14 protein-coding genes are annotated in these 16,384 nt (G+C 67.8%); 5 read left to right on the top strand and 9 right to left on the bottom strand.

Annotation, left to right across the window (positions count from 1 at the left end; genetic code table 11):
- Positions 1-124: 124 nt before the first annotated feature.
- Complete coding sequence (locus PBT88_RS12430) at positions 125-1,615, top strand: hypothetical protein (protein ID WP_270075661.1); 1,491 nt, start codon at positions 125-127, stop codon at positions 1,613-1,615.
- Between the two features lie 203 nt (positions 1,616-1,818).
- Positions 1,819-2,490, top strand: coding sequence for an outer membrane protein (locus tag PBT88_RS12425; RefSeq protein ID WP_270075660.1), 672 nt, complete (start codon positions 1,819-1,821; stop codon positions 2,488-2,490).
- A 74-nt stretch (positions 2,491-2,564) separates the two neighbouring features.
- Here the strand turns inward: PBT88_RS12425 and PBT88_RS12420 are convergent, their stop codons facing one another.
- Positions 2,565-3,026: a DUF3617 domain-containing protein gene (locus PBT88_RS12420; protein ID WP_270075659.1), complete on the bottom strand. Its 462-nt coding sequence runs from the start codon at positions 3,024-3,026 to the stop codon at positions 2,565-2,567.
- Between the two features lie 108 nt (positions 3,027-3,134).
- Between PBT88_RS12420 and uvrB the strand changes: the two genes are divergently transcribed.
- Positions 3,135-5,333, top strand: a complete 2,199-nt coding sequence (gene uvrB, locus PBT88_RS12415; protein ID WP_270075658.1) for an excinuclease ABC subunit UvrB — start codon at positions 3,135-3,137, stop codon at positions 5,331-5,333.
- 150 nt (positions 5,334-5,483) lie between these two features.
- Complete coding sequence (locus PBT88_RS12410; RefSeq protein ID WP_270075657.1) at positions 5,484-6,032, top strand: hypothetical protein; 549 nt, start codon at positions 5,484-5,486, stop codon at positions 6,030-6,032.
- Here PBT88_RS12410 and PBT88_RS12405 read toward each other — a convergent pair.
- The 3 genes from PBT88_RS12405 to PBT88_RS12395 all read right to left on the bottom strand — a co-directional run bounded on the left by PBT88_RS12405 (position 5,999) and on the right by PBT88_RS12395 (position 8,877).
- Positions 5,999-6,595, bottom strand: a complete 597-nt coding sequence (locus PBT88_RS12405) for a HutD/Ves family protein (protein ID WP_270075656.1) — start codon at positions 6,593-6,595, stop codon at positions 5,999-6,001. The genes PBT88_RS12410 and PBT88_RS12405 overlap by 34 nt on opposite strands.
- Positions 6,596-6,663: 68 nt before the next feature.
- Positions 6,664-7,836, bottom strand: coding sequence for an acetyl-CoA C-acetyltransferase (locus PBT88_RS12400; RefSeq protein ID WP_270075655.1), 1,173 nt, complete (start codon positions 7,834-7,836; stop codon positions 6,664-6,666).
- A gap of 39 nt (positions 7,837-7,875) precedes the next feature.
- Positions 7,876-8,877: an alpha/beta hydrolase gene (locus PBT88_RS12395; protein ID WP_270075654.1), complete on the bottom strand. Its 1,002-nt coding sequence runs from the start codon at positions 8,875-8,877 to the stop codon at positions 7,876-7,878.
- Between the two features lie 103 nt (positions 8,878-8,980).
- Between PBT88_RS12395 and phaR the strand changes: the two genes are divergently transcribed.
- Positions 8,981-9,541 carry a polyhydroxyalkanoate synthesis repressor PhaR gene (phaR, locus tag PBT88_RS12390; RefSeq protein ID WP_270075653.1) on the top strand — a complete coding sequence of 187 codons (561 nt, stop codon included), beginning with the start codon at positions 8,981-8,983 and terminating at the stop codon, positions 9,539-9,541.
- A 143-nt stretch (positions 9,542-9,684) separates the two neighbouring features.
- Here the strand turns inward: phaR and PBT88_RS12385 are convergent, their stop codons facing one another.
- The 5 genes from PBT88_RS12385 to yaaA all read right to left on the bottom strand — a co-directional run bounded on the left by PBT88_RS12385 (position 9,685) and on the right by yaaA (position 16,245).
- Positions 9,685-10,683, bottom strand: a complete 999-nt coding sequence (locus PBT88_RS12385) for a class I SAM-dependent methyltransferase (protein WP_270075652.1) — start codon at positions 10,681-10,683, stop codon at positions 9,685-9,687.
- 73 nt (positions 10,684-10,756) lie between these two features.
- The gene (locus tag PBT88_RS12380; protein WP_270075651.1) at positions 10,757-12,256 is read right to left on the bottom strand and encodes a CpaF family protein; all 1,500 of its coding nucleotides are present in this window, start codon (positions 12,254-12,256) and stop codon (positions 10,757-10,759) included.
- 97 nt (positions 12,257-12,353) lie between these two features.
- Complete coding sequence (locus tag PBT88_RS12375; protein WP_270075650.1) at positions 12,354-12,479, bottom strand: hypothetical protein; 126 nt, start codon at positions 12,477-12,479, stop codon at positions 12,354-12,356.
- Positions 12,480-12,524: 45 nt separating this feature from the next.
- Entirely contained in the window at positions 12,525-15,332 is a 2,808-nt protein-coding gene (gene gyrA / locus PBT88_RS12370; protein ID WP_270075649.1) for a DNA gyrase subunit A, read from the bottom strand.
- Positions 15,333-15,486: 154 nt separating this feature from the next.
- Positions 15,487-16,245: a peroxide stress protein YaaA gene (yaaA, locus tag PBT88_RS12365; RefSeq protein WP_270075648.1), complete on the bottom strand. Its 759-nt coding sequence runs from the start codon at positions 16,243-16,245 to the stop codon at positions 15,487-15,489.
- Positions 16,246-16,384: the final 139 nt, after the last annotated feature.

Here is a 16,384-nt window from a genome sequence, read left to right as displayed (position 1 = left end):
GCCCCTGAACCGCATTCACGGTGTCGCCTGATCGTGCCGGGCCGCTTACGGTGACGGCATGGGCGACGACCGGGATAGCGATGGCAACAGGCCCTGGTGGTCCCGAAGGGGCTATCAGCTCGCCTTGATCCTGGTCATGCTGGTGCCGTTCGTGGCGCCGCCGGTAATCCCGCTGTTCGATCTGCCCGGCCATATGGGGCGCTACCGGATCGAGAGTGGCGGTGCGCACGCGCCCTTCCTGTCGCGCTGGTGGACGGTCGACTGGCGGCTGATCGGCAATCTCGGCGTCGATCTGCTGGTGCTGCCGCTGGCGAAGGGGCTCGGCGTCGAGATCGCCACCAAGATCGTCGTCGGCGCGATCCCCGCGCTGACCGCGGCGGGCCTGCTGTTCGTCGCGCGCGAACGCCATGGCGCGCTGCCGCCGACCGCCGCGCTCGCGCTGCCGCTGGCGCTCGGTTATCCGTTCCAGTTCGGCTTCGTGAACTTCGCGCTGTCGATGGCCTTGTGCGTCCTGGCGTTCGGCCTGTGGCTGCGTTGGGGGCGGCAGCGCCGGTTCGGGCTGCGTGCGGGCCTGTATCTGCTGATCGCGCCGCTCGTCTGGATCGCCCATGTCTATGGCTGGGCGGTGCTCTGCATCCTGTGCCTGTCCGCCGAGACGGTGGAGGTGGTGCGGGAGCGCAGGGCGGTCGTCCCCGCGTTCGGGCAGATCGCGATCCGCTGCCTGCCGCTCTGCTTGCCGATCCTGCTGATGCTGCTGTGGCGATCCGGCGTGCAGGCCGAAACCAGCGGCTTCTTCGATTGGCGCGGCAAGGTCGGCTGGATCGAGAGCGCGCTGCGCGATCACTGGAAAGCGCTCGACGGCGACAGCGTGGAGCTGCTGGTGGCGTTCCTCGTCGTCGGCCTGTGCGGCGTCATGGCCGTCGACCCGGTGCTCGGGCTGGCGACGGTGCTGCTGGGGCTGGCCTATCTGGGCCTGCCGCGCGAGCTGCTCGGGTCCGACTATGCCGACATGCGACTGGCGCCCTATCTGCTGGCGATGGCGCTGCTGGCGATCCGGCCGCGCGCCTGGCTGCCCTGGCGGTTCAAGGCGGTGCTGGCGGGCGGCGCATCGCTGTTCCTGCTGGTCCGGATCGCGGCGGCGACGGCCAGCCTGTATCTCCATGCGCAGGATTATCGCGCGCATCTGGCCGCGATCGACCATATTCCGCGTGGCGCCCGCATCTACAGCCTGGTGGCGCCGCCGTGCGAGCGGGGATGGGACGGCCCCCGGCTCGATCATCTGCCCAGCCTGGCGATCGTGCGCCGCGATGCCTTCGTGAACGACCAGTGGGCGGATGACGGCGCGCAACTGATCCGTGTCCGGCTGCCGATCCCGGCCGCCTTCGCGTCGAGCCCGTCCCAGCTGGTGCGATTGAAGGAGTGCCGACGCCCCGAGCCGTTGTTGGACGATCGGATCGCGCAGTTCCCGCATACCCAGTTCGACATGTTGTGGCTGATCGCGGTGCCGGCCCGGAGTCGCCCGCAAATGCCGTGGCTCCAGCCGGTCTGGGCTGATTCGACCGACGCGCTCTACAGGATCATCCCCGGGCGCATGGCCGCCCAGCCGGGGCGATAAGGCTAGCATCATCCGTGCCATCGCCGTATCGCCGCCCCAATTCGTTCATGCTGGCGACAGAAACCGTGCCCTTCGCGCAACAGTGGGCAATTTCGCCACCTGTAACGCGATTGTCACGGGAACGTTCAGCTTCGTCCGGGCATCTAGACCTCGCAACGCCCCCCGGCGGCGCATTGTACCAGTAGCTTTGCGAAGGTTATTTTATGAAGATGTTCCTCCTCGCGACGGGCGCCCTGCTCGTTGCTTCCGCCGCCCCCGCATTCGCTCAGGACGGCACCGCCACCGCAGCTCCTTCCGACAGCGCCACCTTCACCGGCCCGCGCGCGGAAATCTTCGGCGGCTGGGATCGCGTCGGCACGCGCGAGCGCTTCGACGACGGCACGACCCGCGTCACCAACCACGACCACAAGACCGCCTGGACCGGCGGCGGCCTGGTCGGCTACGATTACCCGATCGGCGACAAGATGACGGTCGGCGTGCTCGGCAGCTACGCCGTGTCGACCGCCAAGACCTGCGCGGACGACGCCACCAGCATCGCCTGCCTCAAGGCCGGCCGTGAGATCGAGGGCGGCGCGCGCGTCGGCTATCGTCTCGGCGCCAAGTCGCTCGTCTACGTCAAGGGCGCCTATGTGAACGGCCAGATCCGCGGCACCGTTGCCGACGATGCGGGCGATTATGTGCGCGGCCACGCCAATCGCGATGGCTGGCGCGCCGGTGCCGGCGTGGAATATGCCGTCACCAAGCATGCCTATGTGAAGGCGGAGTATGATTATACCCGCTTCAAGAGCTTCGACGCGCAGGATCTCGGCTTCGCCGACACCAGCCTGCGTTACGATCGCAATCAGGTGCTGGCCGGCTTCGGCGTCCACTTCTGATCTCTGACGATCGATGATGGCGGCCCCGTCGGCTTCGGCCGGCGGGGCCGTTGTCATAGGCGGAGCGATCGGTCCTAGAAAGCGGTGCAGACCCCGATCCGCCGGCCGCTGTCGCGGCCCCGGAAGGCGAGGGCGAGCCGGCCGGCCTGCCCGGTGCCGGTGAAGCTGAAATCATAGCTGGTCGCGCTGTAGCGGCCGGTGCCGCTGACGTGCATGGTCTGGCCGTGACCGTCCGAGCACTCGCCGTCGGCCTCGATCTTGCCATCCGCCATCGTGAAGCGGGCGAAGCGGCAGCTCTGCTCGGCGCCGGCGAGGAAGAGGGTCTGCGGATGGGCGATGTCGCTGGCGCTCAGGCAGCTCTGGCGGGGCTGGGGATCGGGCAGCGCGCTCGCCATGCGCGCCGCCGCCTGCTGCGATCCGTTGACGCTGTCGAGCGCGTAGACGAGCGTTTCCTCCCACGCGCCGGGCGTCAGCGGCAAGGCCGGCGCGGCAGCCAGGAGGAGGGGCAGGGCGGCGATCAGGCGGGGAACATGCATCCCGCCTCTATAGCCGGACTTTCCTGAACGCAGACAGGCCTGAACGCGAACCGGCCTGAACGCCGACAGGCCGTTGCGGCGTTCGCCTTTCGTCCCCATATTTCCGCCATGGCCATCCAGATTCGCACCAGCCTCGCCGAACCCGAGGCGCAGCCCATGTTCATGCCGCACCGCCCCGAACGGCCGGAGAAGAGCGAGGGCGGCAAGGCGTTCAAGCTGGTCTCGGACTATTCCCCCTCGGGCGACCAGCCGACCGCGATCGCCGAACTGTCGCAGGCGGCGCGCGACGGCGAGCGGACCCAGGTGCTGCTCGGCGTCACCGGATCGGGCAAGACCTTCACCATGGCCAAGGTGATCGAGGAGTTGCAGCGGCCGGCGCTGATCCTCGCCCCCAACAAGATCCTCGCCGCCCAGCTCTATGGCGAGTTCAAGCAGTTCTTCCCCGAAAATGCGGTGGAGTTCTTCGTCTCTTATTATGACTATTACCAGCCCGAGGCCTATGTCCCGCGCTCCGATACCTATATCGAGAAGGAAAGCTCGGTGAACGAGGCGATCGACCGGATGCGCCATTCGGCGACCCGATCGCTGCTCGAGCGCGACGATGTGCTGATCGTCGCGTCGGTGTCGTGCCTCTACGGCATCGGTTCGGTCGAGACCTATTCGGCGATGACCTTCCAGCTCAAGAAGGGCCAGACCGCCGACCAGCGCGAGATCATCCGCAAGCTGGTCGCGCTCCAGTACAAGCGCAACGAAGCCGCCTTCCAGCGCGGTGCTTTCCGGGTGCGTGGCGACAATCTCGAGCTGTTCCCCTCCCATTATGAGGACACCGCCTGGCGCATCGCCTTCTTCGGCGACGAGATCGAGAGCATCACCGAGTTCGATCCGCTCACCGGCAAGAAGGTGGCTAATCTCGATTATGTGAAGGTCTACGCCAATTCGCATTATGTGACGCCGGGGCCGACGCTCAAGCAGGCGACCGAGGCGATCAAGCATGAGCTGGCCGAGCGACTCAAGGAGCTGGTGTCCGAGGGCAAGCTGATCGAGGCGCAGCGGATCGAGCAGCGCACCCAGTTCGACCTGGAGATGATCGCGGCGACCGGCAGCTGTGCGGGCATCGAGAATTATTCGCGCTTCCTGACAGGACGCCTGCCCGGCGAGCCGCCGCCGACTTTGTTCGAATATCTGCCCGAAAATGCGCTGCTGTTCGTCGACGAGAGCCACCAGACCGTGCCGCAGGTCGGCGGCATGGCGCGGGGCGATCACCGGCGCAAGATCACGCTCGCCGAATATGGCTTCCGCCTGCCGTCCTGCATCGACAACCGCCCGCTGCGCTTCAACGAATGGGATGCGATGCGCCCGCAGACCATCGCCGTCTCCGCCACGCCGGGGACGTGGGAGATGGAGGAGGCGGGCGGCGTCTTCGCCGAGCAGGTGATCCGCCCCACCGGGCTGATCGATCCGCCGGTCGAGGTCCGCCCGGTCGAGCATCAGGTCGACGATCTGGTGCAGGAATGCCGCGATACCGCCGCCAAGGGCTATCGCAGCCTCGTCACCACGCTGACCAAGCGGATGGCCGAGGATCTCACCGAATATCTCCACGAGGCCGGCCTGCGCGTCCGCTACATGCACAGCGACGTCGAGACGCTGGAGCGTATCGAGCTGATCCGCGACCTGCGGCTGGGCGTCTACGACATCCTCGTCGGCATCAACCTGCTGCGCGAGGGGCTCGACATCCCCGAATGCGGGCTGGTCGCAATCCTCGATGCCGACAAGGAAGGGTTCCTGCGCTCCGAAACCTCGCTGATCCAGACGATCGGGCGCGCCGCGCGCAACGTCGAGGGCAAGGTGATCCTCTATGCCGACCGGATCACCGGATCGATGGAACGCGCCATGGCCGAGACCTCGCGCCGCCGCGAGAAGCAGGAGGCCTATAACCTCGAACATGGCATCACGCCCGCCACCATCAAGCGGGACGTCACCGATATCGTCGGCCATCTCGCCAGCCGCGACCAGGTGACGGTGGAGACCGGGATCGAGGATGCGCCGCACATGGTCGGCCACAATCTGCGCGCCTATATCGAGGATCTCGAGAAGCGGATGCGCAAGGCGGCCGGCGACCTCGAATTCGAGGAGGCCGGGCGGCTGCGCGACGAGATCCGCAAGCTCGAACAGGAAGAGCTCGGCCTGCCGGTGGAGCAGCATCGCGCCGCGCCGCGCGGCCATTCGACGCTCGGCAAGCCCGGCACCCGGCAGACCCGCTACGGCAAGCAGAAGCAGGCGCGGATGGAGAAACGATCGCGGAGCTGAGGGGGGAGCCCTCCGGCGCACGCTCCTGCGTAGGCAGGCGCGCGAAAAGGCGGGATGTCGAGCCGTTCTGCCGCATTGGCAGGCCTCTCTCCCGCAGCGCCGCGGGCTTAGCCCTTGCCCCTGCCGTCATCCCCCGCCACACAGCGGGTCATGACGATGTGGCGTATCCCGACGGCCCGGCAGGGCACGATCCTTCTCCTGATGGTGGCCTTGGCCTCCTGCGTCGCGGCGCCGCAAAAGCCGGTGGCGCGGCCGGCGCCGCCTCCTGCACCACCGGCGCTGCCGGCCGCGCCGCCGCAGCAGGATTGGCGCGACGTGCCGCTGACGCCGGGCGACTGGACATGGCGGGGCCAGCCGGGGCAGAGCTCGATCGCGCAGTTCGGCGTCGCCGGGCAAGGCTCGGTGTTCGCGTTGCGCTGCGATCTCGCCAGCCGCAATATCGTCTTCTCGCGGGCCGGCGCGCTCGCCGCTTCGTCGGCGGCGCTGACCTTCACCAGCTCCTTCGGTGCCTTCGCGCTCGCCGCCGGCAATGGCGGCGGCCAGCCGCCCGCGATCGTCGCCCAGCTCGGCGCGCGCGATCCCCGGCTGGACCAGCTCGCCTTCAGCCGCGGGCGTTTCCTCGTCGATGCGCCCGGCCAGACCCGGCTGGTGCTGCCGGCCTGGCCTCAGGTCGCGCGCGTGATCGAGGATTGCCGCTGAACCGTCGCGAGCAGGGCGTCGCCCGCGATCGTGCAATGGCCGGCGCCGTCGATGCGCAGCGCGTCCAGCACATCGAGCGCGATGGTCTGTTCACCGAGCCGGACCACGGTCGGCGCCGTCGCGATGACGATCGCGGTCATGCCGTCATCGATCGCCACCGCCTCCGATAGCGTCAGCCGGCGCAGCGCCGCGCGGTAGCGGCCGCGACGGACCATGAGGTTGAGATCGCTGGCCGGGCCACCGGGCAGGCTGCCCATCACCGGCACGTCGCCGGCGAAGGCCAGCGGCGGGTCATAAGGGGTGAGATCGTGGACACCCGCGCTCTGCCCGTCGCCCGCGATTGCGAGGCGCATCGTCCCGGACAGCATGGCGAGTGTCCGGTCCACGCCGGGGAAGAGCGAGAAGGGGCCGTCCGACGCGACCTCGGCCATGCTGATCCGCCAGTCGAACCGATCGAAGCCGGCGCCGTCCGGGCTGGCAGCGACTTCGCGGGTGACGCCGCCGCCATTCTTCCATGGCACCGCGAGACGGTCAGCGGCGCGGAGCAGGGTGAGGCGGGCCATGGCGGGCTTAACCCAAGGTCCGTCGTCGGGGCGCCGCGCGTAGATAGCAGCGCCCCGACCTCATCGGATCAACGCTCGACGCACATGGCGATGCCCATGCCGCCGCCGATGCACAGCGTCGCGAGGCCCCTCTTGGCGTCGCGCTTCTCCATCTCGTAGAGCAGGGTGGTGAGCACGCGCGCGCCCGATGCGCCGATCGGATGGCCGATCGCGATCGCGCCGCCGTTGACGTTGACCTTCTCCGCCGGCAGGCCGAGCTCCTGGCAGACCGACAGCGCCTGCGACGCGAACGCCTCATTGGCCTCGATCAGGTCGAGATCGTCGACCGTCCAGCCGGCCTTCTCCAGCGCCTTCTTTACAGCCGGCACCGGGCCGATGCCCATATAGGCGGGATCGACGCCGACCGACGCCCAGCTCTTCACCGTGGCCAGCACCTTGGAGCCGCGCTTGGCCGCTTCCTCGGCCGACATCAGCACCAACGCCGCGGCGCCGTCGTTGAGGCCCGACGCGTTGGCGGCGGTGACGGTGCCGTCCTTCTTGAAGGCGGGCTTGAGCTTCTCCATCGCCTCGATGGTGGCGCCGGCGCGGATATATTCGTCGTCCGCGACGATCGTGTCGCCCTTGCGGCCCTTGACCGTCACCGGCGCGATCTCGTCCTTGAAGCGGCCCTCGGCGCGCGCCTTCTCGGCCTTGTTCTGCGATCCGACCGAGAAGACGTCCTGCGCCTGGCGCGTGACCTGGTATTTCTCGGCGAGATTCTCGGCGGTGATGCCCATGTGATAGGCGTTGAAGGCGTCGGTCAGGCCGTCGACGATCATCGTGTCGACCAGGCTGAGATTGCCCATCTTGGTGCCGCCGCGCAGATTTTGCGCATGGTTGGCGAGCGACATGCTCTCCTGCCCGCCGGCGACCATGATCGTGGCATCGCCGTTGGCGATCGCCTGCGTCGCCAGCACGACCGCGCGCAGGCCCGAGCCGCAGACCTGGTTGACGCCCCAGGCGGGCACCTCCTTGGGAATGCCGGCCGCCATCGATGCCTGCCGTGCCGGGTTCTGGCCCTGCGCGGCGGTCAGCACCTGACCGAGGATCACTTCGGACACCTCCTCGCCCTTCACGCCGGCCTGGGCCAGCGCGGCCTCGATCGCGACCCGCCCCAGTTCATGGGCAGGAGTCGACCCGAAAGCCCCCAAAAAGCTGCCCACGGGCGTGCGCTTGGCGGCAGTGATGACGACGTCGGTCATGATTTCACTCCTGAACTTCGAAAGTTTGCCGGTCTCTTATCAGCGGATATGGGCGCGCGCGAGCCATTGCGCGAGGGGCCGCCACAGGCTTTCGCGTGCCCGCCCGCCGACTATCATCCCGACATGGCCCTGCGCCAGTGTCAGCGTCTCGCCTGCGCCGCTGGTGCTGACCGCGCTGGCAGCCGGCACGATGCGATCGGTGGTCGAGACGATATCGAGCCACGGGCAGGCGAGTGCGGCGGGATCGATATGCCGCCCGGCAACCTGCCAGCGGCCGGAGCCGGGCCGGTCGTCGCGGAAGAGATCCTCGGCCAGCTCGCGGCCGGCGGCGGGCGTCAGCGGCGCGCCGCCATTGGCCCAATCCTCCAGCGCCACGAACAGGCGGGTCGCCTCGGGGCCGCGTGCCGTGCTGCCGAAGGTGATGAACTTCTCCACGGTGCGGCGCGGATCGAGCCGCCAGAAGGCGGTCTGCAACACCTCGACCGGCAAATGGCCCATCGCGTCCGCCATCGGCCGGGATTGCGTCCATAATTCGCCGAGCCCGTGCCGCGCGGCATCGGGGAAGCCCGAGAAATGCCAGGGCGAGGCGATCAGGGTGAGCGAGGCCGGCGGCCGGATCGCGGCGGCGGCGAGCGCCATCGTCCCGCCCAGGCAATAGCCGGCCAGCGCGGCGTCCGGCCCGATCTCCTCGAGCAGCGGCAGCAGCAGCGTCTCGACATGGCCGGCGATGGCGAGGTCGCGCTCGTCCGGCGAGGGGATGCCCCAATCGAGCAGCAACGGCCGCACGCCCTGCGTCGCCAGCCACCGCATCAGCGAAATATCGGGCAGCAGATCGAGCACATCGGGCGCGTTGATCAACGACGGCACGAACAGTACCGGGCGCCCGGCGCCGCCATAATCGCGCAGCATCGCTCGCCCGGCCCGCGCGACGATCGGCACCGCAGGCGGCCCGGAAGGCCGCTCCGCGGACTGGTAGGCGCGCAATCCGGCGAGCGCCGCCGCCCTCCGATCCGGTGCGCCGTCGGTCTCGTGGCGCAGCATCTCGAGAAACAGCGGGAGTGGGCGCGGCCTGTGTTGCGGTGCGGAATGATTCGATGCTAACATATGCTCTCCCGATGCGTAATCGGGTTGAGAGGGGCCTGACATGGCGAAATCCACTTCCGCTTCCGATACGGTAATCATCAAGAAGTACGCCAACAGGCGGCTCTATAACACCGAAACGTCGAGCTATATCACGCTCGATCATCTCGCCGCGATGACGCGCGAGGGCCGTGACTTCAAGGTGCTCGATGCGCGCAGCGAAGAGGACATCACCCATAATGTCCTCACCCAGATCATCATGGACGAGGAAAGCACCGGCCAGGCGCTGCTGCCGGTGAGTTTTCTGCGCCAGTTGATCGCGCTCTACGGCGATTCGATGCAATCGATGGTGCCGCAATATCTCGAAGCCTCGATGGAGGCGTTCCGGCGCAACCAGCTCCAGTTCCGCAGCGCCATGGAAGGCGCCTTCTCGGGCGGCCCCTTCGCCGAGATCGCCAAGCGCAACATGGCGATGTTCGAGGCGGCGGCGACGGCGTTCAAGCCGGGCGTGCCGGGTGCCCCCGGTGCCCCTGCGGCAGAGCCGGCGTCCGGCGACGACGATATTGCTGCGCTCAAGGCCCAGCTTGCCAGCCTGCAGGACAAGATCGACAAGATGGCCAAGTGAGCCGCCGGGCTCGCCGGCACGGCTGACCGGCCAAGGCCGCGGGCTTCCGCCCCCTGTGCATCCCTACGGCAGCAGGCCGGGATCGTGAGCATGGCGGCCGCCAGGAGGCCGTGGCGATCAATCCCGGGCAGGGCGCCGCCAGTTCATTTGGGCGTGTCCTGCGGTGCCGGGGGCGCTGCCGGGTCGGTCGCAGGCGCGGTCGTCACGGCCGGGTCGGTGGCGGGCGCGGGGCTCGCGTCGGCGGCGGCGGCGTTGGGATCGGGCTTGACGAAGCGCAGCGTCATCCGGTCGCTCTCGCCGATCGCGGCATATTTCGCCTTATCCTCATCGCCCAGGGCGTAGCTCGGCGGCAGCGTCCATACGCCCTTGGGGTGATCGTGATCGTCCTTCGGGTTGGCATTGACGTCGCTCACCGCCGCGAGCTGGAAGCCGGCCGCCATCGCCAGCCGGATCACGGTCGAGCGCTTGACGTAGCCGGTCGTCTTCTCGCGGGCGCTGTCCATATTCTCGGGCAGGCGATGTTCGACGATGCCGAGCACGCCGCCGGGCTTGAGGGCGCGGAACCAGTCGGCAAAGGCCTGGCCGGCATTGCCGTCGCCCGGCTGGTCCGGCGAGCCGAGCAGATTGTGGATGTTGCGGAAGGTCAGGATCATGTCGGCGCTGCCGGCCGGCACGAATTCGTTCATCTGGCCGGGATCGAACGGCGTCATCTGCACCTTGCCGAAGCGATCGGGATCGGTGGCGAGGAAGGTGCGATACTCGTCGCTCTCCTGGCCGGCGGAGACCGCCGCGACATAATGGCCGTTCGCCGCCAGATAGGGGGCGAGGATCTCGGTGTACCAGCCGGTGCCGGGGATCATCTCGACCACGGTCATGTCGGGCTTGAGGCCGAAGAAGCTGAGCGTCTGGGCGGGATGGCGGTAGATGTCGCGCGCGACATTCTTGGGATCGCGGCGCTTGTCGTCCACCGCCTCGCGGATATCGGGCGCGACCATGATGCCGGCGCGGGGCGCCGCCGGCGCGGCTTTTTTGGTAGCCGTCGATTTGGCGGCGGGCTTGGCCGCCGCCTTGGCGACAGTCTTGGCGGAGAGGGGGGCGCCGCTCAGTGCGATGAGCGAAACAGCAAGCAGCAGACGGCGCACAGGCAAACTCCGGATCGTGGGGCGCCGATGCTGGCGCGCTTCCGATCCGGAAACAAGGCTGGTGTTGGGCCGCTTAGAGGCAGGCCTCCAGATAGGGCTGGTCGAAGCCGTACTGGCGCGCCTTGTCGAGCGTGTAGGGGCGCAGGCCCATCGAGCGATATTCGCCGTGGATCTTGCCGTCGGCACCCTCGTCCAGATATTCGAACTTGAACAGCTCCTGCGTCACGATGACGGGGCCTTCCATGCCGATCACCTCGGTGATGTTGGTGACGCGGCGCGAGCCGTCGCGCAGGCGCTTGACCTGGACGATCATGTCGACCGAGTCGGCGATCTGGCGCGAGATCGCCTCCTTGGGCATCTTGATGTCGCCCATCATCACCATGTTCTCCATACGCGCCAGGCATTCGCGCGGGCTGTTGGAGTGGAGCGTACACATCGAGCCGTCATGGCCGGTGTTCATCGCGGAGAGCAGATCGAAACATTCCGATCCACGAATTTCGCCCAGGATGATGCGATCCGGGCGCATACGCAGCGAGTTCTTGACGAGATCGCGGATCGAGATTTCGCCCTGGCCCTCAAGGTTCGGCGGGCGGGTTTCGAGCGGCAGCCAGTGCGGCTGTTGCAGGCGGAGTTCGGCCGCGTCCTCGATCGTCAGCACGCGCTCGCCCGGATCGATCATCTTGGACAGCGCGTTCAGCATCGTCGTCTTGCCCGAGCCGGTGCCGCCCGAGATGACGATGTTGAAGCGGCTGGCACCCGCGATCTTGAGCGCGGTGGCCATCTGCGTGCTCATCGATCCGAAGCCCGCCATCATGTCGAGCGTGATCGGCTTGGCGGAGAATTTACGGATCGAGATGGCGGTGCCGCGCAGCGACAGCGGCGGCACGATGACGTTGACGCGGGAACCGTCGGGGAGGCGGGCGTCGGCGAGCGGCGTGGTCTGGTCGACGCGGCGGCCGACCTTGTTGACGATGCGCTGGGCGATCTGGAAAAGATGCTGTTCATCGCGGAACTGGATGTTGGCGATGACCAGCTTGCCCTTCTTTTCGATGAAGGTCTGTTCGGGGCCGTTGACCATGATGTCCGAGATGTCGGGATCGGACAGCAGTTCCTCAAGCGGGCCGTAGCCGAGCAGCTCGTCGACCAGCACCTTTTCCAGCGCGAACTGCTCGCGGCGGTTGAGGTTGATCTTCAGCTCGCCCAGCACTTCGCCGATGATCGGGCGAAATTCCTCGGCCAGCTCGTCCTTGCTCAGCGAGGCGGCGGCTTCGGGATCGACGCGCTCGAGCAGGCGGGGAAGCACCTGCTCCTTGATCTTGTGGACCGAGGCCTCGAAGCCCTCGACCTTGGACGAGGCGGCGTCGCCCGAGCCATCCTGACGGCTGGTGAGCCGCGCCATCGCATCGTCGAGACCGGGCGCGCCCGACGAATCCGAGGCACCGGGCAGCGGCACCGAATCGATCGGGGGAAACTGGGCGCCGCCCGTTTCCGGGCCGTGCATCGGGCGTGCCACACCGAAAGCGGGCCGTTGCCCGCTACCGCCAGTGCCGTTCCGTTTGCCGAATGCGCTCATCGCTGACCCGTTCCCAAAAATCTTGGGTCTTCGGATAGCCCGATATGGCTAAGGAATTGCTAAGCCTCTGCGGCGCGAAGCGAGGTCCGCCGCGCCTCTACAGCGCCCGCCGCAGCGCGAACACGATCAGCCCGAAGGCGAAGACGATCGCCAGCAGCCCCAGCAGCTTCAGCCAGACCATCAACGCCTCGCGACCCGGCGATCCCGGTGGCGGGTCAGCCAACCGGGATCACCGTTGCGAGAGGAGGAGGGCCGTGGCGGCGATGGCTCAGCCCTCGCCGCCATCGGCGAGATCTTCGCCGGTGTCGCCATCGCCCTGCGGATCGGTGGCGGGCGCCATGCCCTCGTCGCCGAGATGCGCTTCGGCTTCGTCGTCGCTTTCCTCGATCCGTGCCGCCGAGACGACATGCTCGTTCTTGTCGACGCGGAACAGGATCACGCCCGAGCTGCCGCGCCCGATCACGCGGGTATCGCCGACCGACATGCGGATCAGCTTGGCCTGATCGGTGACCAGCATCAGCTGCTCGCCGCTATGCGCCGGGAAGCTGGCGACGACCGGGCCGTTGCGGGCGAGATTGTCGATGTTGGTGATGCCCTGGCCGCCGCGCCCGATGCGGCGATATTCGTAGGCCGAGCTGCGCTTGCCATAGCCGTTGGCGCAGACCGTCATGACGAACTCCTCCGCGTCGGCCATGGCCTGCATCGTCGCGGCGTCGAGCGTCGGTTCGCGATCGCCCTCCTTCCACGGGGCGGCCTTGAGATAGGCCTCGCGGGTCTCGGTATCCTGATCCCAGGGCGTGCCGTGCAGGATCGACAGCGAGATCACCTCGTCATCGTTCAGCAGGCGGGCACCACGCACGCCGGCCGAGGTGCGGCTCTGGAACTCGCGCACGTCGGTCGCGCGGAAGCGGATCGCCTTGCCGTTGCGGGTGGCGAGCAGCACGTCGTCGTCGCCGGTCAGCAGGGTGACGCCGATCAGCCGGTCGGTGGTCGTTTCTGCGGATTCATCATCGCCCCCATCGCTGCTATCGCTTTCGGAGAAACGCATCGCGATCTTGCCGGCGGTGGGGATGCGGGTGAACTGGTCCATGCTGTTGCGCCGGACCAGCCCCTTGGCGGTGGCGAACAGGATGTGGAGGTTGCTCCACTCCGCCTCGTTCTCCGGCAGGGTCAGCACCGTCGAGATCGTCTCGCCATCGGCCAGCGGCAGCAGGTTGATCATCGGCCGGCCGCGCGCCTGCGGGGCGCCTTCGGGCAGGCGCCAGACCTTCTTGCGATAGACCTTGCCGGCGGTGGAGAAGAACAGCACCGGCGTGTGCGTCGAGGTGACGAACAGCTTGGTGATCGCGTCCTCGTCCTTGGTCGCCATGCCGGAGCGGCCCTTGCCGCCCTTGGCCTGGGTGCGGAACGCCTCGAGCGGGGTGCGCTTGATGTAGCCGCCATGGGTGACGGTGACGACCATGTCCTCGCGCTCGATCAGATCCTCGTCGTCGATATCGTCGCCGGCGGGCATGATCGTCGAACGGCGCGGGGTGGCGAAGTCGGCGGAGACCTTGTTCAGCTCCTCGACCAGCACCTCGTAGAGCCGGGCACGGTCGCCGAGGATGTGGAGCAGCGCGCCGATCGAGGATGCCAGCTCCTTGAGCTCGTCGCCGATCTCGTCGCGGCCGAGCGCGGTCAGGCGGTGCAGGCGCAGGTCGAGGATCGCGCGGACCTGGACTTCGGAGAGCTGGTAGGTGTCGCCCGCGTGGGTCTTCTCCACCGCTTCGACCAGCGCGATATATTGCGCGATGTCGCCGATCGGCCATTCGCGGGCGAGCAGGCGGGCGCGCGCCTCGGCCGGCGAGGACGAGCCCCGGATGATCCGCACCACCTCGTCGAGGTTCGACACCGCGACGACCAGGCCGAGCAAGATGTGGGCGCGCTCGCGGGCCTTGAGCAGCTCATATTTGGAGCGGCGGGTGATCACCTCCTCGCGGAAGGTGACGAACGCCTGGATGATCTCCTTGAGACCGAGGATCTCCGGCCGGCCGCCACGGATGGCGAGCATGTTGGCAGGGAAGCTGGTCTGCGCCGGGGTGTGCCGCCACAGCTGGTTGAGCACCACGTCGGGCGTCGCATCGCGCTTCAGCTCGATGACGACGCGGACGCCCTCGCGCGAGCTTTCGTCGCGGATGTCGGAGACGCCCTCGATCCGCTTTTCCTTGGCGGCCTCGGCGATCTTCTCGACCAGACCGGACTTGCCGACCTGGAAGGGAATCTCGGTGAGCACGATCTGGCGCTTTTCGCCGCGGGTCTCCTCGACCTCGTGGCGCGAGCGCATGATGATCGAGCCGCGGCCGGTATGATAGGCGTTGCGCGCGCCGCCGGTGCCGAGGATCAGGCCGCCGGTCGGGAAATCGGGGGCGGGCACGATCTCCATCAGCTGCTCGACGGTGACGAGTTCGCCGCCCAGCACCTCCTGCGCGATGTAGAGCTTGCAGGCGGCGATCACCTCGCCGAGATTGTGCGGCGGGATGTTGGTCGCCATGCCGACCGCGATGCCGCCGGCGCCGTTGACCAGCAGGTTGGGGAAGCGGGCGGGCAGCACCACCGGCTCGCGCTCCGAACCGTCATAATTGGGCTGGAAGTCGACCGTATCCTTGTCGATATCGTCGAGCAGCGCGTTGGCGGTGCGGGCGAGACGCGCCTCGGTGTAGCGCATCGCGGCCGGCGGATCGGGATCCATCGATCCGAAATTGCCCTGGCCGTCGATCAGCGGCAGCCGCATCGACCAGTCCTGGGTCATGCGCGCCAGAGCGTCGTAGATCGAGCTGTCGCCGTGCGGGTGATATTTACCCATCACGTCACCGACCAGGCGGGCGGACTTGCGATAGGGGCGCCCGGCGACGAAGCCGCTTTCCTGCGCGCCGTAGAGGATGCGGCGGTGGACCGGCTTCAGGCCGTCGCGCACGTCGGGCAGCGCGCGGCTGACGATCACCGACATCGCGTAATCGAGATAGCTCGTCTTCATCTCGTCGACGATGGAGACGGGGGAAATGTCCGAGGGTTCGATGGTCGGCGGGGCGCTGGCCAAGTGTCTGTGTCCGGTCTGTTATGGTTCGATGACGCCGACGTGGCGGCGATCAAATCCTCCTAGACCAGCCGGACGGGCGGCGCCAGCCCTCGCGCGTATACGCGCACGCGAGCGCGCCCCTCGTAAAGCGCGCGGCGGGGAAGGCCGGCGCCGGTCAGCGCTTGACGAACAGCCAGCGGCGATCGCCCGAGCCGGCCGCATCGAAGGCATAGCCGTCGCTATCGAAGCTCTTGAGCGCCTCGACGTCGCTCAGCCGATGCTCGCACAGGAAGCGCGCCATCATGCCGCGCGCCTTCTTGGCGCCGAAGCTGTTGAAGGTGAGGCCCTTGGGGCGCTCTTCCATGAACTCAATCGTGTAGACTTGGGCGCCTTCCACCGGATGCCGCTCCACTGCTTCCCAATATTCCTTGCTGGCGAGATTGACGATCACCCCCGATCCGTCGGCCGCCAGATCGTCGGCGAGCAGGGCGGAGATGCGGTCCTGCCAATGGCCATAGAGATTCTTGGCCCGGCCCGGCGCCCAGCGCGTGCCCATCTCCAGCCGATAGGGGCGGATCGCGTCGAGCGGGCGCAGCAGCCCGTAGAGGCCGGAGAGGATGCGGACATGATCCTGCGCGAAGGCGATCGCCGGCTCGTCGAGGCTGTGTGCCTCCAAGCCGGTATAGACGTCGCCGGCGAAGGCGTAGAGCGCCGGGCGCTCGGGCTGGTCGAGAAACCCCCGGTAACGCTCGATGTTGAGCGTCGCGAGCTTGTCGGAGATCGCCATGATCTCGCCGAGCTTCTGCTTCGAGAGCGTCGCCGCGCGGGCCGCCAGCCGCGCGGCCTCGTCGGCGAAGCGCGGCACGGTCGCCTCTATGGCCGGCAGCGGGCTCGCGAAATCGAGCGTCTTGGCGGGGGAGAGCAGAGCAAGCATGGCCGGCGCCTAGACTGGAACCTCGACGCCATGCAACCAGCCGGTTCAACAGGTGTTCAGTCGGCGGGCATCAGTGTTTCGGGCGTCCCGGACCTTGAACAGGGGCCGGGCAGGGGTTAGCACCGCTGCCCGCGGCGCA

This window comes from Sphingomonas abietis (assembly GCF_027625475.1).
GTDB classification, from domain to species: domain Bacteria; phylum Pseudomonadota; class Alphaproteobacteria; order Sphingomonadales; family Sphingomonadaceae; genus Solisphingomonas; species Solisphingomonas abietis.
Note: the sequence above shows the minus strand (reverse complement) of the source record. Positions and strands in the feature narration are given on the sequence as shown.

Bases quoted from the DNA above. Each gene is read 5' to 3' on its own strand.
- PBT88_RS12425 (WP_270075660.1), top strand. From the start codon at position 1,819: ATGAAGATGTTCCTCCTCGCGACGGGCGCCCTGCTCGTTGCTTCCGCC.
- PBT88_RS12420 (WP_270075659.1), bottom strand. From the start codon at position 3,026: ATGCATGTTCCCCGCCTGATCGCCGCCCTGCCCCTCCTCCTGGCTGCC.
- uvrB (WP_270075658.1), top strand. From the start codon at position 3,135: ATGGCCATCCAGATTCGCACCAGCCTCGCCGAACCCGAGGCGCAGCCC.
- PBT88_RS12410 (WP_270075657.1), top strand. From the start codon at position 5,484: ATGACGATGTGGCGTATCCCGACGGCCCGGCAGGGCACGATCCTTCTC.
- PBT88_RS12405 (WP_270075656.1), bottom strand. From the start codon at position 6,595: ATGGCCCGCCTCACCCTGCTCCGCGCCGCTGACCGTCTCGCGGTGCCA.
- PBT88_RS12400 (WP_270075655.1), bottom strand. From the start codon at position 7,836: ATGACCGACGTCGTCATCACTGCCGCCAAGCGCACGCCCGTGGGCAGC.
- PBT88_RS12395 (WP_270075654.1), bottom strand. From the start codon at position 8,877: ATGCTGCGCCACGAGACCGACGGCGCACCGGATCGGAGGGCGGCGGCG.
- phaR (WP_270075653.1), top strand. From the start codon at position 8,981: ATGGCGAAATCCACTTCCGCTTCCGATACGGTAATCATCAAGAAGTAC.
- PBT88_RS12380 (WP_270075651.1), bottom strand. From the start codon at position 12,256: ATGAGCGCATTCGGCAAACGGAACGGCACTGGCGGTAGCGGGCAACGG.
- yaaA (WP_270075648.1), bottom strand. From the start codon at position 16,245: ATGCTTGCTCTGCTCTCCCCCGCCAAGACGCTCGATTTCGCGAGCCCG.